The sequence below is a fragment of the Paenibacillus helianthi genome (genome assembly GCF_001909055.1).
GTDB lineage: Bacteria > Bacillota > Bacilli > Paenibacillales > Paenibacillaceae > Paenibacillus_AQ > Paenibacillus_AQ helianthi.
In genome coordinates this window covers 25,741-47,951 of the sequence record NZ_LVWI01000059.1, presented here as the reverse complement: position 1 = coordinate 47,951, position 22,211 = coordinate 25,741, and the positions used below count along the sequence as shown (strand labels likewise).

At 51.6% G+C, this 22,211-nt stretch carries 21 protein-coding genes; 12 read left to right on the top strand and 9 right to left on the bottom strand.

Annotation, left to right across the window (positions count from 1 at the left end; genetic code table 11):
- Positions 1-46 precede the first annotated feature (46 nt).
- From A3844_RS22065 to A3844_RS22055, 3 genes are read right to left on the bottom strand one after another with little or no spacing between them, the layout of a single operon-like run.
- A complete protein-coding gene (locus tag A3844_RS22065) occupies positions 47-1,129 on the bottom strand; it encodes a mannose-1-phosphate guanylyltransferase (protein ID WP_074108469.1) in 1,083 nt (360 codons plus the stop codon).
- Positions 1,122-2,231, bottom strand: coding sequence for a glycosyltransferase (locus A3844_RS22060; protein WP_074108468.1), 1,110 nt, complete (start codon positions 2,229-2,231; stop codon positions 1,122-1,124). Before A3844_RS22060 ends, A3844_RS22065 begins: the two co-directional genes overlap by 8 nt.
- Complete coding sequence (locus A3844_RS22055; protein ID WP_074108467.1) at positions 2,231-3,412, bottom strand: glycosyltransferase family 4 protein; 1,182 nt, start codon at positions 3,410-3,412, stop codon at positions 2,231-2,233. The genes A3844_RS22060 and A3844_RS22055 overlap by 1 nt, the downstream gene beginning before the upstream one ends.
- A 200-nt stretch (positions 3,413-3,612) precedes the next feature.
- On the opposite strand from A3844_RS22055, the gene A3844_RS22050 reads away from it, so the two are divergent.
- From A3844_RS22050 to A3844_RS22040, 3 genes are all read left to right on the top strand, one after another.
- Positions 3,613-3,909 carry a helix-turn-helix domain-containing protein gene (locus A3844_RS22050; RefSeq protein ID WP_074108466.1) on the top strand — a complete coding sequence of 99 codons (297 nt, stop codon included), beginning with the start codon at positions 3,613-3,615 and terminating at the stop codon, positions 3,907-3,909.
- Positions 3,875-4,819 carry a DUF1861 family protein gene (locus A3844_RS22045; protein ID WP_074108465.1) on the top strand — a complete coding sequence of 315 codons (945 nt, stop codon included), beginning with the start codon at positions 3,875-3,877 and terminating at the stop codon, positions 4,817-4,819. Before A3844_RS22050 ends, A3844_RS22045 begins: the two co-directional genes overlap by 35 nt.
- A gap of 86 nt (positions 4,820-4,905) precedes the next feature.
- Positions 4,906-5,490 carry a 50S ribosomal protein L25 gene (locus A3844_RS22040; RefSeq protein ID WP_074108464.1) on the top strand — a complete coding sequence of 195 codons (585 nt, stop codon included), beginning with the start codon at positions 4,906-4,908 and terminating at the stop codon, positions 5,488-5,490.
- Between the two features lie 183 nt (positions 5,491-5,673).
- Here the strand turns inward: A3844_RS22040 and A3844_RS22035 are convergent, their stop codons facing one another.
- Positions 5,674-8,016 (bottom strand): UvrD-helicase domain-containing protein, encoded by a 2,343-nt coding sequence (locus A3844_RS22035; protein WP_074108463.1) that lies wholly within the window; start codon positions 8,014-8,016, stop codon positions 5,674-5,676.
- Between the two features lie 151 nt (positions 8,017-8,167).
- On the opposite strand from A3844_RS22035, the gene A3844_RS22030 reads away from it, so the two are divergent.
- Positions 8,168-8,722 (top strand): hypothetical protein, encoded by a 555-nt coding sequence (locus tag A3844_RS22030; RefSeq protein WP_244169830.1) that lies wholly within the window; start codon positions 8,168-8,170, stop codon positions 8,720-8,722.
- Between the two features lie 24 nt (positions 8,723-8,746).
- Here A3844_RS22030 and A3844_RS22025 read toward each other — a convergent pair whose 3' ends face one another.
- Positions 8,747-9,196 (bottom strand): Imm30 family immunity protein, encoded by a 450-nt coding sequence (locus A3844_RS22025; RefSeq protein ID WP_074086869.1) that lies wholly within the window; start codon positions 9,194-9,196, stop codon positions 8,747-8,749.
- A gap of 209 nt (positions 9,197-9,405) precedes the next feature.
- Here A3844_RS22025 and A3844_RS22020 point away from each other — a divergent pair, with 209 nt between their 5' ends.
- Positions 9,406-9,573: an aspartyl-phosphate phosphatase Spo0E family protein gene (locus A3844_RS22020; protein ID WP_074086614.1), complete on the top strand. Its 168-nt coding sequence runs from the start codon at positions 9,406-9,408 to the stop codon at positions 9,571-9,573.
- Between the two features lie 312 nt (positions 9,574-9,885).
- Here the strand turns inward: A3844_RS22020 and A3844_RS33785 are convergent, their stop codons facing one another.
- Positions 9,886-10,011 carry a hypothetical protein gene (locus A3844_RS33785; RefSeq protein WP_256702483.1) on the bottom strand — a complete coding sequence of 42 codons (126 nt, stop codon included), beginning with the start codon at positions 10,009-10,011 and terminating at the stop codon, positions 9,886-9,888.
- A 160-nt stretch (positions 10,012-10,171) separates the two neighbouring features.
- Between A3844_RS33785 and A3844_RS22015 the strand changes: the two genes are divergently transcribed.
- Entirely contained in the window at positions 10,172-11,413 is a 1,242-nt protein-coding gene (locus A3844_RS22015) for a DUF445 domain-containing protein (RefSeq protein WP_074086615.1), read from the top strand.
- Between the two features lie 116 nt (positions 11,414-11,529).
- On the opposite strand, the gene A3844_RS22010 is transcribed toward A3844_RS22015, so the two are convergent.
- The 3 genes from A3844_RS22010 to A3844_RS22000 all read right to left on the bottom strand — a co-directional run bounded on the left by A3844_RS22010 (position 11,530) and on the right by A3844_RS22000 (position 14,062).
- A complete protein-coding gene (locus tag A3844_RS22010; protein ID WP_074086616.1) occupies positions 11,530-11,856 on the bottom strand; it encodes a P-II family nitrogen regulator in 327 nt (108 codons plus the stop codon).
- A 174-nt stretch (positions 11,857-12,030) separates the two neighbouring features.
- Positions 12,031-13,161: a glycosyltransferase family 4 protein gene (locus tag A3844_RS22005; RefSeq protein ID WP_074086617.1), complete on the bottom strand. Its 1,131-nt coding sequence runs from the start codon at positions 13,159-13,161 to the stop codon at positions 12,031-12,033.
- An 82-nt stretch (positions 13,162-13,243) separates the two neighbouring features.
- The gene (locus A3844_RS22000) at positions 13,244-14,062 is read right to left on the bottom strand and encodes a hypothetical protein (protein WP_074086618.1); all 819 of its coding nucleotides are present in this window, start codon (positions 14,060-14,062) and stop codon (positions 13,244-13,246) included.
- 292 nt (positions 14,063-14,354) lie between these two features.
- Between A3844_RS22000 and A3844_RS21995 the strand changes: the two genes are divergently transcribed.
- The 6 genes from A3844_RS21995 (at position 14,355) to A3844_RS33545 (ending at position 22,102) form a co-directional block, all read left to right on the top strand.
- Positions 14,355-17,897, top strand: a complete 3,543-nt coding sequence (locus tag A3844_RS21995) for a PAS domain S-box protein (RefSeq protein ID WP_074108462.1) — start codon at positions 14,355-14,357, stop codon at positions 17,895-17,897.
- Positions 17,894-18,505: a C39 family peptidase gene (locus A3844_RS21990; RefSeq protein ID WP_074108461.1), complete on the top strand. Its 612-nt coding sequence runs from the start codon at positions 17,894-17,896 to the stop codon at positions 18,503-18,505. The genes A3844_RS21995 and A3844_RS21990 overlap by 4 nt, the downstream gene beginning before the upstream one ends.
- A 138-nt stretch (positions 18,506-18,643) precedes the next feature.
- The gene (pulA, locus tag A3844_RS21985) at positions 18,644-20,602 is read left to right on the top strand and encodes a type I pullulanase (RefSeq protein WP_074108460.1); all 1,959 of its coding nucleotides are present in this window, start codon (positions 18,644-18,646) and stop codon (positions 20,600-20,602) included.
- Between the two features lie 207 nt (positions 20,603-20,809).
- Positions 20,810-21,136: a PadR family transcriptional regulator gene (locus tag A3844_RS21980; RefSeq protein WP_074086622.1), complete on the top strand. Its 327-nt coding sequence runs from the start codon at positions 20,810-20,812 to the stop codon at positions 21,134-21,136.
- Between the two features lie 6 nt (positions 21,137-21,142).
- Entirely contained in the window at positions 21,143-21,934 is a 792-nt protein-coding gene (locus A3844_RS21975) for a permease prefix domain 1-containing protein (protein WP_244169824.1), read from the top strand.
- A gap of 12 nt (positions 21,935-21,946) precedes the next feature.
- Positions 21,947-22,102, top strand: coding sequence for a hypothetical protein (locus A3844_RS33545; protein ID WP_244169823.1), 156 nt, complete (start codon positions 21,947-21,949; stop codon positions 22,100-22,102).
- Positions 22,103-22,211: the final 109 nt, after the last annotated feature.

The following is a 22,211-nucleotide window of genomic DNA, read 5'->3' as shown; positions in this document are numbered from 1 at the left end:
CCGTAGCTGAAATAGCTACAGTCCCTTTTTCTTTTACCAAACCTGCTTAGATATATTCGAGCATGCCCTTCTCTTTGAGCAGATCCACGATATCCTTGACGGATTGGGCCTTGTCCTTGGGGCAGATCAGGACCGCATCGCCGGTGTCGGCAATGATGAATCCGTCCACACCGATGGTGGTAATCAGCCGTCCGTTGCCATAGATGATCGAGTTGTGGGTGTCGATACCTATATGATTGGCTTTGATAATATTGCCGGCATTATCGGGAGGAAAGATGGCACCTAGCGCATCCCAGCTGCCGATGTCATTCCAGCCGAATTGGCCGGAGAGAACAACCACCTCGTCGGAACGCTCCAGAATGCCGTAATCAATCGAGATATTCTGCAGCAGCGGATAGATCCGGCTGATCGTCTCCGCCTCCTGCTCCGTACCGAGCGCTTCGCTGATGGGCAGCATCGTGTTGTAGAGCCGCGGCAGATAACGTTTGAAGTTATCAATAATCACTGAAGTCTTCCAGATAAAAATCCCGCTGTTCCACAGATAATTGCCGGATGCCAGATAGCCCTGCGCCTTCTGGAAGTTCGGTTTCTCTACGAATTCCGCCACATCATACACCTCTACCGGATTTACGGCGATAGGTTCTTTATCATATGCAATATAGCCGTAGCCGGTGGAGGGGAAGGTGGGCTTGATGCCGATCGTGACGATTCGATCGCTCTCCATGGCGACGGTGCAGGCTTCATCCAGCGTCAGCCGGAACTGCGGTTCATCGGTTATATAATGATCTGAAGGCAGGACGACCATCAGCGAGTCTTCCTGGTTCATATGCATAATGGAGAAGGCAGCGAATAGAATACTGGCTGAAGTGTTTCGTGCAACAGGCTCTATCAGAATATTGCTCTTCAGCACGCTGCTGTGCATAATGCTCTCCAGCAGCACTGCTTGTGTGCGGTTCGTTACAATGACGGTATTTTCCTGGGGGATAATGCCTTTGAACCGTTCTATTGTATCGTTCAGCATGATGTCGTTTCCGCTGATATTGAGCAGCTGCTTGGGGATCTCTTGTCTGGACAACGGCCAGAAGCGGGTACCACCGCCGCCGGCAAGAATCGTGGCGAATTTATCCATGATGGGTCACCAGATGGGCAATGGAGAAGGAAATAATGCTCTCCGAGCCCTGATTCAGATTCAGTCCCGTGCTGTGGATGCCGTCGTAGCAGGCCCCGGTCTGGTTATCCACGAGAGGGAGCTTCAGGGAATTATGCCCTGTGTACCAGGCATAGCAGAGGTCCGCCTGCTTCGTATAGGCCGGGTCCTTGAGCACTGCTGCGGCTTCGCGGCAGGCCATTAGCATTTCGCAGGCCTCAATCGGCTGCTCGTCATACTCCGCAGGCTTGCCGCCGCGCGGCAGCCAGCCATGGCTGCCAATGGGCTTGTAATAACCTTCTGGTGCGAAGGTGCGTGAAGCCAGGAAGTCCAGGCTTTCTTTGGCTGTCGCTTTAAGGTCGGGATTACCGGAAATGCGGAAGGCTCGGAGCAGCGCCCAGGGCAGCATGGAATTGCCGTAGGTGAGGCTGTCCTCGTACCAGTTCCAGCCCTCGCCTTTGGTGCGGGTGTATTGATTATGCAGCCGGACGGCAATATTTTCGATAAGATCAGTAATAACACTCTTAGGCAGAAAGGCTGCTTCTTCCGCTGTATTCTCAGATGTGTGCGGATAAGGGAAGGAATAGGTTAATGCACCGGGTGTATTAATAAGATCGCTGAGACCAATGACGGCGTAGGCTACAGCCCTGGGAGAACCCAGTTTCTCAATATGCGGCAGGGATTGATTAATGAGATACCGGCAGGTATTTAGCAGATTATCTGGCAGAATGGAGGAATAGGAGAGCATAAAACCCAGCGCCCACAGGGTGCGTCCCTGGCAATCATCAGAGCCGTTATCTTCCATGAAGGAACGGTTGTAATCCATGAAATTGCGGAAGTTGCCCTGCTCATTTTGCGCGTGATGGACAAAAGACAGGTACGTGTGAATCAGGTCCAATGTTGCGGAATCCGGGCTTTGCTTGTACATGAGTACGGCTGCAATCAAGGCCCGGGCGTTGTCATCGGTGGTGTAACCCTTAGAGCGGTCAGGAACGCCGAATTTAGTATGCTGAAAAATCCCCGTATCATCGGTTATTCTACGCAGGTAGTCGGTTTTGAACTTTACAGCCGCAGGGATCTGCATCAAATCACACTCCGGTCTGCCTGCTTGGAGTGGGCAATGATATCCTGAAAGATGGCAGCATACGTCTTTGCAACCTCACTCCACATCATGGTTCTTCCAAGCTCAAGGGTGCGGCTCTCCATCTCTTCCACCTTGGTCGGATCATCCAGCAGCGCCAGAATGCAGGTTTCCAGGGAAGCGGAATCCCGGAAATCAGCCAGCAGGCCGCGTCCCCCGGCAAGCATCTCCTTCGCATACCGGTAAGGAGTAGAGACAATCACCCGGCCATAGCCGATACCGTAAGCGAGTGTTCCGCTGACCGCCTGCTCCTTGCCGAGATATGGGGTCATATAGATATCCGACATCACCAGCGACTGGATTACTTCCTCCTGCGTCAGCAGCTTGTCGACGAATAGCACATTATTGGTCAGGCCCAGTTCATGCACGAGGTTTGTCAGTTTTTCCCGGTATACCTCGCCGATTTCAAGCTTGACTACCGGATGGGTTTTGCCCCAGATGATATAGAGTGCATCCGGATGCTGCTTGACCACACCGCTCATGGCCTCAATAGCATATTCAATGCCCTTGCCGGGACTCAGAAATCCAAAGGTAGAGAGAATCTTACGGTCACCGAAGTTGTACTGCACTTTAAGATCGGCTCTGGAGGCTGTTTCTACAAAAGGCACTCCGTGATGGATAAAGGCTATTTTGGCTACGTCGATATGATAGACGGAGATTAAGTCCTGTACCGTAGACTGGGCCATCGTGACTACCTTAACGCTCAGCTTGGCAATCCGGGTAATAATTTCGTGCTGCTTGGGGGTTGGATTCGTTAATACAGTATGGAAAATGGCCACGTAGGGCACATGAAGCTTCTCGATAAATTTGAGCAGGTATTCGCCGCTTTCTCCGCCATAGATCCCGAATTCATGCTGAATGACCAGCAGATCGGTGTTGGACTGATTGATAGCTTCGGCGGCATCTATATAATCGGACAGTGTGTTTTGGTTGATTTCCCTCATCACCTGGTCATTGTAACGGTAGGTTTCGTTGTTGTTCATTGCGATAATCTTCGGTTTGTTCCAGCCCTGGAGCTTCGAGAACTGATCCAATAGATCTTGAGTGAATGTAGCAATTCCGCATTCTCTAGGCAGGCTGGTGGACAAAAAGACGATGTTACGGCTGCTGCTGGTGTGTTTCATACTGAGGAGCCTCCCTATTAATCTTATAATTTGGCATAAAAAAAGAAAATAAAGAGAACTTTATTTTCTAGACGGAAAAGTGGTATAAAATTTTGGATTTGCAATTTATTTCCTTCTCACACTATAACATGACCATTTTTTCTTGTCAATTTATTGACTACCTTCTAAACTCCAGATATAGTGTTGTTGGAGGTGTATGAATGCCAGTCATACGCAGTAAGTTAAGTGAGGTTATGGAACGCCATGACCCCAAATTATCCATCCGTAAGCTTGCCAAGGATATCAATTACCATTTCGATTCCGTCCGGCGGATGTACAAAGACGAGATGGTGCAGTATCCCCGTGATCTGCTGCTCAAGCTGTGCACCTACTTTAATATTCAACCGGGTGAGTTGATCCGCATGGAATCGGATGAGAACGATTGGGCAATAGATAGAGCACACGATTATAAGGAGGAAGGCAATGACAAGGAGCCCGGTCAAGACGGCAACCTGTAACGAACTGCTGGATACCTTCTTTGCCAATCTTCGAACAGTGCACGTAGAGAAGCTGGTCTTCTCCGGTGTAGGCAAACGTGATGTATACAACATAACCGCCCCTTTTGAGCACGATGGGGAAGCAGTAATTTTGGGGAGAGTTGAGGAACGGGACAGCGAGTTCTCTCAAGTCTTCTTTTTTACACTCCGGGAGGGAGTTTGGATTCCCCGGGCACATACGCATACATACAACCTGCAGGACCCGTGTGTAACGTTAATAAAAGGGGAACTCATTGTCGGAGGGGTAGAGGTCATTACCGCAGCGGATAATCCGCAACGGATCGTCTCGTGGGTGACCCAGTTCTACCGGGGTTATCGTATTGACTCCATGCGCCACTTCTCCTCGGGTCCGGGAACGATGAAGGATATCCGGCTGATTGAGCTTCAGGATGGCAGAATAGGCGTATTCACACGGCCGCAAGGAGCCAAAGGCGGAAGAGGACAGATCGGGTTCACCATCATCGATTCACTGGAGGAGCTGAATGAACAGACCTTCGTAGAAGCAGAGGTATTTCAGGATCAGTTTGTGCCCGAAGAATGGGGAGGAGCAAACGAAGCGCAATTATTGAAAAACGGCCATGTGGGCGTGCTTGGGCATATTGCCTGCTTTGACCGCTTGGGACAAAAACATTATTATTCCATGGTCTTCTCCCTCAATCCCGAAACGTTTGAAACGACACCAGTCAAAATTATTGCTACCAGAGGCGATTTTCCCATTGGTCCAGGCAAACGCCCGGATCTGCAGGATGTCATTTTCAGCGGAGGGCTGGTGCGTGGAGAGAATGGGCGGGCGGTGCTGTCCGTGGGGGTTAGCGATGCCGAAGCCTACCAGATTGAGATCCCGGACCCTTTTTTGGAGTATGAGCAGTAGAAAAGAGGTTGGTTTGACTAGATTCTATGGTCATGATATACTTGTAATGACAAGAATTTATGGTCGAAGAGAGCGGGAAATAAGAAATGAGTAAATTTATTCTACTGAGCAATCGTACGGCTGAAACTAAGTCCAACCTGAATATCGCCAGAAAACAGGGGCGTATCCCGGCTGTACTGTACGGAATTAATAAAGATACTCTAAGCCTCGAAGCCAATGAAAAAGAGCTGATGGATGTGCTGAGAACGAATCCTCGCGCTATTCTACAGGGTAAGCTGTCTGACAATACATCTGTTCCTGTAGTTGTACAGGATATCCAAAAGGATTCCATGTCAGGCAAGGTCCTGCATATTGATTTTCAGCATGTTAATATGAATATCAGCATGGACAGCAAAGTTACCATTCATTTTGCGGGAGAAGCAGCCGGCATCAAGGCAGGCGGTTCACTGCAGGTCGAAATATATGAAGTTGAAGTCCGCTGTATGCCAGGCGATTTGCCAACCTCAATGGAAGTGGATATCAGTGATCTTGCCATCGGCGACCAGCTGCTCGTGTCCGATCTGATCTTCCAGGATGGCGTTGAAGTGCTGACGGATCCAAGTACAGTGATGATTCAGATTAAAGTCATACATGAAGAAGAAGCAGAAGAACCGGCAGTGACTCCGGCTTAAATAGAAGATGAACCATACAGCAGCCCCTTCGGGCAGAACGTGCAGGGAACTCATGATTTCATGATTCCGGCTACGTCTGTTAGAAGGGGTTTTTGTAGTTTGCGGTGTACAAAACGCCAGCAGCGCCTGATACAGGCACTGCTGGCGTTTTGGGTCCGGGACCATTTTTAGAGCACATCCCCGTTACACCGGGACTTCCCGGCTGCTCTTCTCCATCGGGGAGCTGCACAGCGGGCATGGCTTGGATAACAGGTGCTCCTCGGACCCGCCTGCCTTCATCCTTGTCCAGCCCGGACAGCTGCTTCCCGTGCAATTCCAGACGGGAACCGTATGGGTTCTTCCCCCGTGGGATCGGCCGGAGGAAGTGCGTGCTGCTGCCGGGGTTCTGCTTACGGCAGCTGCGCTGTCCGGAGTAGCCGGGGCAGCAGATACGGCAGAGCGGAAGGCGGACAGCATAAATCGGGAGACCTCCGCCTTCTTGCCCCGGTGCCGCGCTGGCGAGCTGATGAACAGTTCCTCGCGGGCCCGGGTCACGGCCACATAAGCCAGCCGCCGTTCCTCTTCAAGCGCGTCGAGGCCTGCTGCATTGCCAACAACTACCGTGCTGCTTTGGCTGCCCGGTGCTGTTTTTGCAGTTTTTCGGTCCTTCAGCCGATCGCCCTCCAGCGCAGAGCTATGAGGGAGAATGCCTTCGGATGCCCCAATTAGGAAGACTACCGGGAACTCCAGCCCTTTCGACTTATGAATTGTCATCAGCGCAACCCGGTTTCCTTGCTCTTTGAGGCCGGGCAGGCGGCTCTGCTCATTGCGTTCGGTCACATGATCGATGAACTCCAGGAATACCGCGAGGCTGTCGAATCGTTCCGCTGACGCTTCCAGCTCATCGAGCATTTCTTTTAGCATCTCCCGGTGGAGGGTGGCTTGATGCCGCTCATTGGCTTCGATGAAGTAGTCATAGAAGGTAGTGCGGATCTGGCGGATTGCCTGAACGGGGGTCAACTGAGCCAGGCCACGGATCAGCTCCAGCCGTTCCTTCAGCTTTGCGCCTTTGAAATCCTCCATCCCCGGCAGGGACATCAGGTGAATCAGCGGCCCTTGCTTGGGCTGAACGGCTTCCATCCGGCGGATGTGGTTCATGCCTTTTTCCCGGTTCATGTACAGAGTCGGCAGAATATTCTCTATCGCTGCGAAGTTTCGCCGGTTCAGCGACAACCGCAGATGATCGAGTACCGGAGAGATCAGCCAATGCTCGTAGAGCAGCTGGCCTTCACCGTAGTCAATATACGGAACATCGCGCAGCAGCAGCAGCTCCAGCAAAGCCCGGTTGCTGCTGGAAGCCCGGTAGAGCAGAGCGAAATCGCTGTATGCTCGAGTTCCGCCAGCCACCTCACTCAGGATATGATCTACGATCTGCTCGGCTTCCTCGTCCGCCGTCTGCGGGCGCAGGTACCGGGGCTGGCGTCCGCTGCCCTTGGCTGCTTGCAGAGTTTTGGATCTACGCCGTCTATTGTGGCGGATAATTCCGTTGCCGAGGCCGACAATCGCGGGGCCGGAACGGTAATTAATATCGAGTGTGATAACCCTGGCACCCGGATATAACTTCTCGAATTCAAGAATGAACTCGCTGCGCGCTCCGTTGAAGGAATAGATCGTCTGGTCATCGTCACCGACCACCATCAGATTATGCTGCGGGTGGGCGATCATTTTGACAAGCTCATACTGCAGCGCATTCGTATCCTGGAACTCATCAACCATTACATACAGAAACCTCATCTGCAGCTCCAGCAAAAGCGCGGGCTTCTCCCTTAGCATCCGGTAGGCAATCAGCAGCACATCATCAAAGTCGATTTTGAAATTGTCGGTCTTCCACTGCTCATAGAGCATCAGAACCGCCTTCATTTCCTGCTCAGCGGTTGATGTTTCCGGAAGATCGCCAGGCTCACCCAGGTTCATCTTGCAGGAGGAGAGCAGAGCTAGCAGGGTTTCCGGGGGATAGGCATCCTTCGGCAGCCCCAGCTCGCGCATGATCTGCTTCAGCAGAATATGCTGGCGGCGGGTCTCATTGAAAATTTCCTGCTGAAGGCCCTGACGGCGCAGGAAATAGAGGAAAAAAGAATGAAACGTGCGGGCCTGCAAGCGGGCGGCGTCACTCTCGCTGACGCCAGGCAACAGGGCGATCCGGTCGCGCATTTCCGCCGCTGCCTTATTGGAGAAGGTCAGCAGCAGCAGTTGACTCGGGGAGATTCCCCGGACGGACAGCAAATATCCGGTTCTGCAGATCAGCACCGAGGTTTTGCCGGAGCCTGCTCCGGCCAGGGTCAACAGCGGGCCCTGGTGATGCCGCACCGCAGCGATCTGCGGAGAGTTGAGCAGAATTCCGCCCTCCTCCAGCCTGCGGAAGTAAGCACCATCGGGGTCTCCGGGCTTCACGATGTCGCGGCTTGTCCGGGTAGAAGCGATGTTCGCCTGCGGAATGCGTTCACCGGTAGCTCCCAGCGGTATATTGTGAAATAAAAGCTTGTTCATTGGATTCACCTTCGTTTATATCATTGCGGGATAAATTAAATTTTAGCCGATCTATACTATACCATCAGATTTGCAATGTTGTCCCTGCAATCGACGAATTGGAACAGTTCTACTTAATTAAATCGGTTAAGGGTGTCACTCCTTGGGTGCTGTGAATATTCTGACTAGTATACGTATGCTATGCTCTGAAATCTATTACGGCAAAGGTGTGATCGTGATGAAGCCTGTCACCCGGATAAGAAAGCCGGCAGTGAAAAGGAAACACCCGGGCCTTCTGGCAGGCCCTCCAAAAACCTTGCTCTACCAGAGCCCGAAGTATGGCTTCAGCATCAGGCTCCCCCGCAGCTGGAAATGCTACACAGTGGTCAGAAGCAGAACCCGGCGGCTGGAGGATGCAGAATACGCTCTGGATTTCCTTTTTAAATATAAAGGGAAAGTCTATGAATCGGCGCTCACACTGCTGGTGTTCCGGATGACTCTGAAGCAGTGGCGGGCCAAGGGCTACGATGAATCCCCGATAGTCAGACTGGCTGTGCGTAACGGGCTAATCTACGCTTACATGGTGCCCGAGGAGCTTCCCGACGAGTTTCTGAATGCCAAAGGCGATGACTATGATTATGCAAGATTCGGCAGACCGATCCGCATCCTGTCCCGCATGGTAAATGACGATATCCCCGGAATCGTCCGAACGTTCAAGCTTCGCTGATCTTGTCCGCCCGTCCGTGGTGTTTCATTGTAATTGTCCAAGAACGGCATTAACCTTGCGCTCATATGTCCTCGGGTTGTCCTCTTTGATCTCCTCCAGCAGAAACGCCAGTGATTTCTTGATTCTTGGGCTCATTCCGGCGGCGATATCGGCGTATTCCCTGCGGCTGATGTCGTCGTCCAGAATTCTTTGGTTCAGCACAATGGCCCAGTTGCGCGCATTCTCCAGCATGTCCGGCAGGGACTCCAGCAGCTGCGTAAGGTACATCTCCATCTGGTAGCTCTCCACGAAATGGACAAGTCCGAACATAATCTCCTCCTGCTCGGTATCATCATCGAAGACGCGGAAGATTTGCTGGATCACTGCATCCTCTGTATCTCCAGCCAGGCCTTCCAGGGCCAGATCAAATGCCTCGCATTCCAGCTCTGTCCGCAGCATACGGTTATGATATAACTGGGCAATCCCAGGATACATATTCAACTTGTGATTCCCCCTAATGTTTGTATTGTTTGGCATTTCGGCAATCTCCCGTACATATTAACATATTAGCATTCAGGCAGGGGAGCGCAGGGCTGGTCCATTAACCGGATATTCGGGCATTGTGCAAATAAATAGGCGCGGTTCAATACGGGTTCCGTTTTTTGACAGCTTGTACTAAAATATTACACAGAGGAGGTGGAACGATGCAGAACAATGATAGTGCGACACTGCTTCGTGTAGAACGTGCCAGGGAGAAGCTATACCAGATGCAAAAAAAATACGGGTTCTTGACACATCCCAAGGTGATTGAACAGTCTGTAGCTTTGGATCATCTGCTTAATCAATACAGCACTCCAAAAACCGTCTGCTAACGGGGTACCTTTATTAAATACGAATAGGGAGGAAAATTATGTTTATTCCAATTCTGACTGCACTGACAACGACGCAACATTTGATCCTTTTAATTTTGCTAACGGTGAATATTGGAGCTATATACTGCATCGTCAGATATAGAGCAGGCCGGCACTAGGACTCTCATTATTCCCCCTACCTCTCTTCAAAATAGATGTGCATACCCCCAGTGGCACTATTCTTCGCGTAGCTCCCCGCAACAAAGTCGGCCGTTTCTTTTAGAACCGGTGCGGCGTTCTTCGTGGCAATTCGGTAGCCGGCCAGCCCGATCATCAATAGGTTCGCATCCAGCCCGTCTCCTCTTGAATATCCTCATCATACAGCTCGAACTGTTCTTCCACACTTCCCCGGCTTGTCGAGCTCCATACATACGTTATCTTCTGTGAATCCCTCATCATACAATTCAGGAATCCCGTTCATCCAGCACATTCCAGCTCCGCCGGGAGCAATTACTCTTAGTCCAGTAATGGAGGATTTTTCGAAAAGAGTTCTGCCGTGGTACAATATAAGGCAGACCTACAGATAGCATCCATTCATTTAGGCAAGGGGGAACTGCGAATGAAATCCAGAAATTTAGCGACTATCTCGCTGGCTGTTATGGCCTGCGGTTTTTTGATTACACTCTTTTTGCCGGAAAATTTGACCGTTATCCTGCTGAGGGGCGGCTTTGAGGCCGGACTGGTTGGGGGGATTGCTGACTGGTTCGCCGTCACTGCGCTCTTCCGTCATCCGCTTGGATTGCCCATTCCTCATACCTCACTTCTGCTGAAGAATCGGGACAAAATTATTCAATCGTTGATCTCTGCGATGGAGAATGAGCTGCTGAACAAGGCGAGTATCGAGAACAAACTTCGCAAGATCCACATAGTGGCGCTTGGCAGCACTCTTCTAACCCGGCTGTTCGCCCGGAAAAAAGCGAGAATTGAAATGCTGGAGCAGATCAGAAGCTTCGTACAGAAGCTTCCGGTCATTCAGGCTGTGCCTTATATTCAGTCAGCAGCCGCCAGCTATATCCGTGAAGCGAAGCTTGGATCGGCAGCGGATACCATTATCACCAAGCTCATGAATGACGGGAAGGACGTTGCTGCCCTGGATTATGCACTGGGTGGAATCTCCGGCTGGACGGCCCGTCCTGAGACACGGGCGATGCTGGGCAAGATCGCCAGCGAGAAATTGGCTGAGGTGAAGCTGGGCGGACTCAAGGGAATGGCTTTTCAGGCTTTCGTCGGATTTGTGGATGCCGAGATGCTGGGAGAAATGCTGCAGGGTATGGTGCAATCCGGTATCCGTGATTTCCGCGAAGAGGATAGTCCTTATCGTGACCAGATCATCCAGGAGATCCGTGTTGCCATTTTTCAACTGGTGAATGACGAGGCGCGGATCGCTGCGATTAAGGATTGGGGCTTGAATGAACTGCAGAGTGAATCCACTGTGGCGTTCCTGCAGGAGCAGCTTGAAGGATTCCGCGGCAAGGCGGTTGCCCTGCTGGAAGAAGAGAAGTCTGCGGGGGGGCGCAGGCTGTTTGGACTGTATGCCATGCTGGCCCGCCGTGTCAGCAAGGAGCAGGAGTGGATTCAAGGCTGGGAGGAGCGGATTCGTGCTTCCCTGATCAACTTCGTAGAAGCGAATCATTACCGGCTGGGGCTTCTGGTCAAAGAAAACCTGGATCAGATGGATGACGCCAGTCTGGTAGATATGCTGGAGGATAAGGTGGGTAAGGATCTGCAATGGATTCGGGTCAATGGCGCGGTGTGCGGCTTTGTAGTGGGGCTGGTCCTGACCGTTATCCAGATGTTTTGAACCGGAGAGCATTAGTATACAAAAAGGCAGCAAGCGGTATCCCCTGAATCAGATTCTGAACAGGGATGCGCTTTGCTGCCTTTTTCGCAGGTGCTTATCATAGATGGACAAGTAGCCTATAACTGGTTCTTTCCGTTGCTGATCGTGTAGGCTTCCTGCACAGGCAGCACGAATATTTTACCGTCACCGAAGGAGCCGTGCTCACCGGTTCTTGCCGTTCTCATAATAATGCTGATGACATCTTCCTTCTCATCATCCTGGATGACGATCATCAGCAGCTTCTTGGAGATTTGATCATAATGATTGGTGCCGACCTGAATCCCTTTTTGTTTGCCGCGGCCGAGCAGATCCATCTTACTGATGGAGGGGAAACCGGCAAGCAGCAGTTCAGCCATAACTGCATCCGCCTTCTCGGGTCTTACTATAGCCTTGATCATTAACATAACGATGCACCCTTTCTACAGCGAATAGTGTGTTGTAGGGGGTTGCCAATGTCTAGGTAGCCGTATAAGTGATACATTTGCATAATGGCAACGCTTACAATCTGAGTATAATATTAACTGTAGCTGTATCCTGCGAATATGATCACAAATTCTGTGTTACACATTGTCGCATAGTCAGGGAGCTGGCAGCTTCCCTGAATTCTCCTTATATGGCAAAAGAACACGGTACAGATTCTCCATTGCTGCCGCCGTCTGCTGCCATCCGAAATTCTGCAGCGCGTCACTCCGCCCCTGGAGTCCGATCCTGGCTGCCAGCTGCGGCTGGCGGCCTATCTGCAGCAGGTATTTGGCGAATGGAGCCGCTTCACGGTAACGATCCACTAAATATCCGTTATGACCGGATACGATGATCTCCCGGATACCGCCATTGTTCGAGGCGATGACCGGCAGTGCTGAGGCCATTGCCTCCACGTTGACCAGTCCGAAGGATTCATGCCGCTGGGACGGGCAGACGAAGACATCGGCCGCCTGATACAGACCATGAATATCTTCATGGGCGATCTTACCGATAAAGGTGACCCGAACCCCCAGGCGCCGGGACATGGCCTTAAGCTGCCGGATATACCGCGGCTTGCCGTGGCCGGCGATAATCAACTGTGCCGGCAGACGTCTATTGAGCAGTCGCATGGCTCTAATTAATATGGGCACTCCCTTACGGGGGATAATCCGTCCGACGAACAGAACAGTAAAAACAGGACCCAGGCGAAAGATCCTGCGCGCCTGCTGCTTTTCCGCTTGCTCTGCGGGAAAGAACCGGGTCAAGTCGGCACCTAGTGGTACCACCCGGATGTTTCCGCCCAGACCGTGGAACCGCCGGGACAGTCTCTGCTGCAGCGAACGGCTGTTGACCGCGATAAGATCAGCCCTTGCCAGGCTGCGGGCAATCCGGGTTTCAGCCGGAACAAAGGTCAAGGAGTGGAGGAACAGGACCACCGGTGTGCGTGGATGCCGGCGCTTAACGGCGGCCATCAGCTGGGGGCGGTTGTCGACCTGTATCACATCGAAATGCTCCCCTTCAAGGTAGTCCAGCACCGAAGCAAGATAACGTGCAGGTGTACCTGAAGCCAGACGGATCATGTGCACCTGCTCCAGTTTATCGGCTTCGGGAAGTCCCGGAGCCTTCCGGCTTACGATTGTCACTGTATGCCGCCGGGCCAGTTCTCTGGCGATTGCCCAGATACAGATTTCCACAGAGCCATCTCCCGGCACCGGAAACTGTTCCGGCGCGATCATACAGATATGCATAGATGTAAGCCTCCTTCATCCTATAGCTGTGCCTCTTACCTAACATATGCCGATAAGCAGGCGGAAGACACATTTGTGGGGATCAGGATGTAATCTGTCTGGAGGCGGCTGCGATTACAGCGGCAACCTTTTGTTCCAGTTCAATAATCTTTTGCTTGCTGGCTGCGATCTGCTGGTGGCCGGAGAGCAATGATGTCAAGGAGCCGCCAGTCAGGGCAGGGTTCTTCTTGCGGATGGCAGATTTGAAGTCACTCCAATCTGCAGTCAGGCGTTTGTTCAGTGAAACGGCAACACTTTTCTGTGTCTTGATGGACGTCTGCGGACTTTCAATCCCGGCCAGTGTCTTGCGTACTGCAGCTATTTTCTTGGTCCGGATATCCTTGGCGGCTTTGAGTTGTGCTTCTTGGTCGCGGATGTCCTGGCGTGCCATCTGGACAAGGATTTTCATAGCATCGGACTGGGCACGCAGTATAGAATTTAAGGACTTGTCCTTAAGGCCCCTGAGCAGGGAGATGCGGGTGTTCAGCGCACTGTACTGGTCAAAGAGTGGCTGGTAGCGGCCCTTGGTGCTGACAACCACAGCACTAAGCCGGGTTACAGTGGCCTGATCAATATTCTTGATTTGCTCCTTCACGGCTATGAGTGACTGTGCGTTGTCTTCATGAAGCTTGCGGATTTGTTCCTCTCTGCTGTCATATTGCGCCGACAATGCAGACAATTCGCTGTACTGGCTCTTCAGCTTGCTTCTTGATGAAGAATCGGCAACCGCGGCAGTTAAATCAAAAGCGGCCTGAATCGAAGGGGTTAGCTCCGTTCCGGAAGCTGCCGTCAGACCTGCAAGGGGCAGCGATAGAAGCAGCAACGACAGAAGGGCCAGGACAGCATGTTTAAGAGTATTCATTTTTCTCCTCCTATGGGGTCATCCGTCTGCCTGTACCCAACAAAAAAAGCACCCGTAGCAAAGGCTAATAAGCCTTCATTACGGGTGCTTCCGGTAACAGGTCACGAATAAATTATTAACTTAAACTATAGATGAACCTCCTATATCCGTCAATATTTACAATTTATTTTGTTCTCATTTGAAAAAAGGGGCGGCTCATTTCTTTCCTTAATTCTCTTATCGTATACTTGGGTAAATAGACAACAGTGAGTCTGCACCAGCAGCGGCTCGTGATGAGGGAGGCCTGATTGATTTGGATAACAATAACAGGGGAATTCTGGATCAAGCGTTCCTGATGTCTCCGATGGGGATGGGAGTATTGTCTTCAGAAGAGGCCAAGTGGATAAAAGTTAATCCTGCTTTCTGTCAACTTCTTGGCTGCAGTGAACAGGAGTTCCTGGCGGAGGGTTTGCTCTACAATGCTTCTGCTTCGCGGGAGGAAGCCCGGCAATTGCACAACCATCTTATAAATGAACTAGACTCTTCTGCGGCGGGCTCTCTGGTCAAGGAGAAAAGATTCCAAGCCCGTTCGGGACGTACGGTATGGCTTCTGCTTACATTCGTCAAGGCTATGGAGGGCCTGGCTTACCGGCATGTTATCGTGTACGCCCAGGATATTACCGACCGCAAAATTGCCGATCAGCTGACCGTGGACAGCCGTGATTTGTATGATTTATTTATAAAAGACGAACAAACGATGATTTCCTTCACCCTGCCTGATGGAACGCTGAGTTTCATTTCTCCTTCTTCGCTGCTGCAAATCGGTTTCGCCCCTGAGGAGTTAATTGGTAAGAACCGGCTGGAGTTCTACCATCCAGATGATACTGAAGGAATGAATAACCAGTCCGAAGGACTCCTGGAGAATAAAATCAATGTCCGCCGGCTGCGCCATAAAGAGGGGCATTATCTGTGGTTCGAGTCTTCTTTTCATATCATCCGTGATGAAAACGGTGAAGTCGTACGGATCATGGGCGTTGGCCGTAATGTGAACAGCCGCAAGCTGAACGAGGAGGCCTTGGCCACTGCCCAGCGGGTTGCCAAAATAGGCTCCTGGGTTTGGGATTTGTCCAAAGAAAGGCTGACGTTCTCAGAAGAGCTGCAGCGGATGCTCCACTTTAGTACAGGGAAGAACGTGAATTATAAGACCTTCCTGTCTCTGGTGTATCCTGAGGACATGGTACTGCTGACTGAGGGGGTCGAACGGGCTGTGGAAAAAGGGGAATCCGGCGAAACCTCCTTCCGTCTGGTTCTTTCTGATGCCACAGTACTTGCAGTACACATTCAGTGGGATGTCATGCGCGGTCCCGACGGCAAGCCTGTGCAGCTGATCGGCATGATGCAGGATATTACCGAGCGGCGGCAGATGGAGCAGCAGCTTAGAGAGAGCGAACGGAATTACCGGCTGATGTCAGAGAACTCCATCGATATGATTTCGCGTCAATCGGTAGCAGGCACTGTCTTTCTCTATTGCTCTTCTGCCAGCCGCTCCCTGCTGGGCTACGAGCCCGAGGAGATGGTAGGGACAAGTGCCTTGGATTACCTGCATCCCGATGACCTGCAGCGGTTGAAGAAGACACTGGCCGAAAGTGAGCACTCCGGATTCATTCCCGTAGTAACCTTCCGGTACCGCCGCAAGGATGGAAGCTACGCCTGGTTTGAGACGAATAGCCGGTATATTTATGATGACCATGGCCAGATCCTGGAGATTATATCAGTCAGCCGTGATATCACCGAGCGCAAGCGTTTTGAATCTATGCTTCAGGAGAGTGAGCAACGCTACAAGTCTCTCTTCGAATATAATCCATCCGCGGTCTATTCCATGAATCTGCAGGGGGATTATCTGACGGCGAATGCCAATCTGGAGGAACTGACAGGTTATAGTCTGGATGAATTGATTGGAATGTATTTTGGACCTATTGTGCATGAGAAGGATATCGCGAAGACCCTGCATCATTTCACACTGGCCAGCCAGGGAGAGCCCCAGAGCTATGATCTGACACTGATCCATAAAGATGGGCATCTTATTGAAATCAATACCATCAATATCCCGATTATTGTCGACAGACAGGTGGTAGGTGTATATGGGATTTCCCGTGATATCACTGAGCGTATCCGGTATACCGAGCAGATTGAGAAGCTCAGCAATGAATACACGCTGATTCTGAATGCGGTGTCCGAAGGTATATTCGGTCTGGATACCGAGGGGAAAATCACCTTCATCAATCCGGCGGGAGAGCGGATACTGGGGTTTGAGCATAACGAAATTATGGGCCGTTCTTACCTGGATCATATCCGGCAAACGGCGCCGGACGGAATTCATTACCGGCCGGAGGATTCTCCCCTGATGCGGGTTATCCGGACAGGAGAGTCCCAGCGGAGTATGGATGCGGTACTGTGGCGCAAGGACGGCTCCAGCTTTCTTGCGGAGTATCAGGCAACACCGCTGTTCGACAAGGGAGAACGCAAAGGGGCGGTTGTTGTATTCAGGGACATTACCGATGAGCAGGAAATTATCCGTGCCAAGGAGTCGGCCGAGAAGGCGGATCAGGCCAAATCCGAGTTTCTTGCGGTGATGAGCCACGAGCTGCGGACCCCGATGAATGGAATTATGGGGATGACAGATCTTCTGGCGGAGACGGAGCTTAATGAGGAACAACGCGGTTATGCGGAGATCATCAGCCAGAGCAGCGCTTCCCTGCTGTATATTCTCAATGAAATTCTGGATTTCAGTAAAATCGAAGCCGGTAAAATGACACTTGCTCATGAACCGGTCAGTGTGGAGTCTGTTATGGAGATGGTTACCGAGCTGTTTTCACCTAAAGCCAGGGAAAAGAATGTCCGGCTATCCAGCCGCATCGCCGAAGATGTTCCAGAGCTGATCATGGGTGACGCGGACCGTCTGCGCCAGGTGCTCGTGAATTTGGTGAGCAATGCGGTCAAGTTTACCGAAGAAGGGCAGGTCTCTATTGCTGTCGAAACGGAATATTGCCCGAACGCCAAGAAGCTGAACCTGAAGTTCAGTGTACGGGATACGGGAATTGGCATTCCAACCGCAAAGCAGCCGCTGCTGTTTCAGTCGTTCTCCCAATTGCATCCGTCTATTAACCGCAAATATGGCGGTACAGGTCTGGGACTTGCGATCTGCAAACGGCTTGTCGAGCTTATGGGCGGAGCGATTGGAGTGGAGAGCGCAGAGGACGAAGGTTCGACCTTCTACTTCACCCTTCCCATCATTACCGATGAGGAGTGGAAAGAGAATAAGGCAGATGACAATCCGTTGCCCATTAATTCTGAAGCACGGAATGGCAGTGTTCCTCCTGAGTCCAATACCAACCAGAACCAAGTACAGCAGGTGGAGAATGGCAGTATACCGCCAGCCGCTAGCCCCGCGCCCGCTCTGCCTGAAGCGAAGTATGGCCCCCTGCGGATATTGGTTGCGGAGGATCATCCCGTCAATCAAAAGCTTATACTGACGATGCTGGAGAAACGGGGATATAGGGCGGATCTGGTGGAGAATGGCCAGCAGGCGCTTCAGGCCGTTCTTGAGCGTCCGTATGACCTGTTGTTAATGGATGTCCAGATGCCCGTGATGAGCGGAATTACTGCGTCGGCCAGAATCAGGGAGCAGGCTCCGCTTCACCACCGGCCGTTCATCGTTGCGGTAACGGCTTATGCCAGACCAGAGGATCGGGAGCGGTGCCTCATGGCAGGCATGGAAGACTTCGTCAGCAAGCCGTTTCTCGCCTCAGATATTGAGCGGATACTCAGGGAACGGAAGGAAAAGATATCCTTATGATCGAGGAAAGGTCTGAATATCGGCTGGAAGTGGAACCATATACACAATGGGAGCCGGGCGTAGCCTCTCCCGGCTCTGCCTGCGGGCCGGCGACCATGGCCGCTTTAATCGAATATTGGCATACCAGGAGAGGTTGTGGGCGTATTCCAGGTTCGGGTCATTTTGACTCCAAAGCGGAGCATATCAATTATATATACAGCCATCATGGGGGGACTCCGTTGGGGATGAGTGCGCGCAGTTTTGCCAAAGGCCTTCAGGCCTATATTGGTGCTGCTCTCCCGCGCGTAGAGCGCAGGCACCGGCCGGTGTCAGTATCCGTTTTTAATGACATGGGGAGGTATCGGGCGGAGATTGACGCCGGGCGACCGGTGGCCGTGAAGTTTGACAAATGGTTCAGCCTCCGCTGGAGGGGAAGGTATGCCTATGATTATCATTGGGTGCTGGGAATCGGATACGATCTGACCGATACGGGAGCGGGACCTGCGCTGATTGTCCAAGATAACGGTATACGCCATAAGAACGGAGGGTTTACCCCTGGCCGGGAGCGCCATATTCCTTATTTGCCGAACCAGCCTATTCTTACCATGGTAGCGCTGAACATAGAATGACGGAACCGGAAATACAGCCGTACAGAATTCATACCCCCGCTCATCCCATCTAAAAAATCTTTCTGTACAAACGTTTGCGCGAAGCGGATAATTAGGTTGTAATATCCATTTAATAAAGGGTAAAGGGGACAGATTGCTTTGTCAGTACAAAGGGAAATGGAAGAAACCATCTTTTATGGGGATCCTGCAGCTACCGGAGGCATTTCCGTATTCGACCAGGATTTTGACGAGCTGTTCAGCTATGACGGAGACGATCTTGGCCTCATCTATACTTCTGCTTACTCCGCCTTTTGTCTATGGGCTCCCACGGCGCAGGAAGCGGAAGTGGTGCTGTACGACTCTTGGCAGCAGACCGCCGGCGACCGCCTGCCCATGATACGTGAGGTGCGGGGGACCTGGAGGCTGACGGTTTCCGGTGATCTGGATGGCAAGCTGTATACCTATCGTGTACGTATCGGGGACCAGTGGAATGAGGCAGCGGACCCGTACGCACGTGCAGTCGGTGTAAATGGGGACAGAGCGGCCATTCTTGACCTGCGCAAGACGGATCCTGAGCGTTGGACTACGGATAAGCCGCCTTTGGCGAGCCCTATGGACGCAGTCATCTATGAGCTTCATGTGCGGGATTTGTCCATTCATCCGGCCAGCGGAACTGCCTACAAGGGACAATTTCTGGGTCTCGCCGAAGGCGGAACACGGGGTCCCGGGGGGATTCTGACCGGGCTCGATCATATTGCCGATCTTGGGGTGACGCATGTTCAGCTGCTGCCAGTCTATGACTTAGCCACAGAGAGCGTGGATGAAACCAGGCTGGACCAGCCGCACTATAACTGGGGGTATGATCCGAAGAATTATAACGTGCCGGAGGGCTCTTACGCGACAGACCCGTATCTACCGGATGTGCGCATTACCGAGCTCAAAACCATGATTCAGGCGCTGCATGACCGTGGTCTGCGCGTAATCATGGATGTGGTCTATAACCATGTGTATGACGGGTACCGTGTGAATTTTACCAAGCTGGTTCCCGGCTATTATCTGCGCTACAAGCGGGACGGCAGTCTGTCAAACGGTTCGGGCTGCGGCAACGATGTCGCTTCCGAGCGGACCATGATGTCCCGGTTTATTGTGGATTCGGTTCTCTACTGGGCCACAGAATATCATATGGACGGCTTCCGGTTTGACCTGATGGGTCTGATTGATGTTGACACGATGGCGGAAATCCGCCGCCGTCTGGATGAAGTCGACCCTTCGATCATGACCATCGGCGAGGGATGGATCATGGAGACCGAGCTTGCCACGGAACGGCTGGCCAATCAGAGTAACGCAGACGCACTGCCGGGAATCGGACAATTTAACGACGGTTTTCGGGACGCGGTGAAGGGCAATATTTTCAGGTATGAGGAACCAGGCTTTATCGGCGGCAGGTCGGGACTGGAACAGGTGGTGAAGACAGGCATTACAGGGGGAGTGGTGTACGGACAGACTATCGGCCAGTTTGCCGATGAACCCCGGCAGTGCGTGAATTATATGGAATGCCACGACAATCATACCTTGTGGGATAAAATCGTCCTGTCCTCTGCCGGAGTATCCGACAAGCAGCGCAGGGCGATGCACCGGCTGGCTTCAGCCATGGTGCTGACGAGCCAGGGGATTCCGTTCCTTCATGCCGGACAGGAATTTATGCGTACCAAAGAAGGTGTGGAGAACAGCTTTGAATCACCGGTAGAGATCAATTGGCTGGACTGGGAGCGCTGCGCTGCTTATGCGGACGAGGTGGCTTACATGAAAAAGCTCATATCGCTGCGCCGGGCACATCCCGCCTTCCGCTTGCACAGTGCAGAGGAAATCCGTGCGAAGCTATTCTTCGAGAAGGCGCCTGCGGGTACAGTGGCATATACGCTTCGGGAGCATGCCGGAGGTGATGCAGCGAAGCACCTGTACGTGGTCTACAATACCAATCCGGATGGATCAACGCTTTCGCTGCCGCCGCTAGGGGTATGGGAGCCACTGTTTGGGGAGGAACTGGCAGTATTGGGGACAGAGGGGCAACTGACTGTTAAGGGTCTCGGAATGGTCGTTCTGGCCGTTCAGGCTTAGCACGATTAACACCGGAATACCTAGATGAGGAACATGAAGACTGTTTTGTAGGCAGAGCCATCTGCCGACTGGACAGTCTTTTTCCTGTGAAAATTCTAAAAACAGGATTACTTTTGAAATTTAGTACTACACCTGTCGTAGTAATCATGCTACAATATCATTACTACGACAGGTGTAGTACGACAGATGCAGTAAGGAGGAAGGATATTGATCAGCAGCGATGTGATCCGCGGATACAACGATACATTTATTCTATATATGCTTTTGGACGGAGAATCCTATGGCTACGAAATATCTAAGAATATCAGGAGGCTGTCGGATGAGAAATATATTATGAAGGAAACCACCCTATATTCCGCCTTTACCCGGCTGGAGAAGAATGGGTACATCTGCTCGTTTTATAAGGATGAGACCCTGGGGAAGCGGCGTACCTACTACCGCATTACTCCGGAGGGGTTGGCGTATTACCATGACAAATGTGCGGAGTGGCTGATCACCCAGGAAGTTGTGAACAAATTTATTAAGGAGCTGTGATTAGGAATGGAGACCATCATCAGTTATTTGAACAATATGTTTGCCGCTCTCCCCAGAACCGCGCAGATGGATGGGGTCAAGCAGGACCTGCTGTCGAGCATGGAAGAGAAGTACCATGAATTGAAGCAGGAAAGCAAAACCGAAAATGAAGCCGTGGGCATCGTGATTTCCGAGTTTGGCAACATTGATGAACTGATCGAAGAACTTGATATTCCCGTTGAAGGGGAGGAGAACAAGCTTCTGATGCTTGCTCCGGAGGATACATTTAGCTATATGGCTGCCAAAAAGAAATCGGGCTTCATGGTGGGGCTAGGTGTAATGTTGTGCATTATCGGTCCCGCATTGCTGATTCTGCTGAACACTCTGGCCGAGTTCGGATTTCTTAAAGGGGTCATTTCAGAGGATGCTGCATCCATTCTTGGTGTGGTTGCTTTGCTTATACTGGTGGCATTGGCAGTGGGTCTGTTCATTTTCAGCGGCATGATGCTGGAGAAATATAAATATTTGCACGAAGGCTTTAGCCTGCCATATGATTTAGGGTTCGAGATTCAGCACCGCAGTGGTGCATTCGTCCCTACGTATACCTTGTCCATGGTGATGGGCGTATGCCTGTGTGTATTAAGTCCGGTTCCGGTGATTGCATGGTCTCTGATCAATGAAGATTCTACCGGTTATGGCGTGGTCATTTTGCTTCTGCTGATTGCTTTGGCGGTCTTTCTGTTCATTTATTATGGTAACATTAAGGAGAGCTTCAGCTTCCTGCTTAAGGAAGGCGAGTTCGCTCAGGAAAAGAAATAAGAGAAGCACGTCATGGGCAACGTCTCAGCGATTATCTGGCCGGTGGCAGTCTGCATTTTTCTGATCAGCGGGTTTGTTTTTGAGAACTGGGATATCAACTGGATCGTGTTCCCGGTAACCGCGATAGTCAACTCCGTGTATAGTGCTGCCAAAGAAAATAACCTCTGATAGCCGCTTTGCCCATCTCCGAAATTTTATCTAAAAATGTGACTTTCCTCATTTAGGCTATACAGGATAGATGATAATATAGAGTCATTTCAGGCGGGAAACCGTCTTG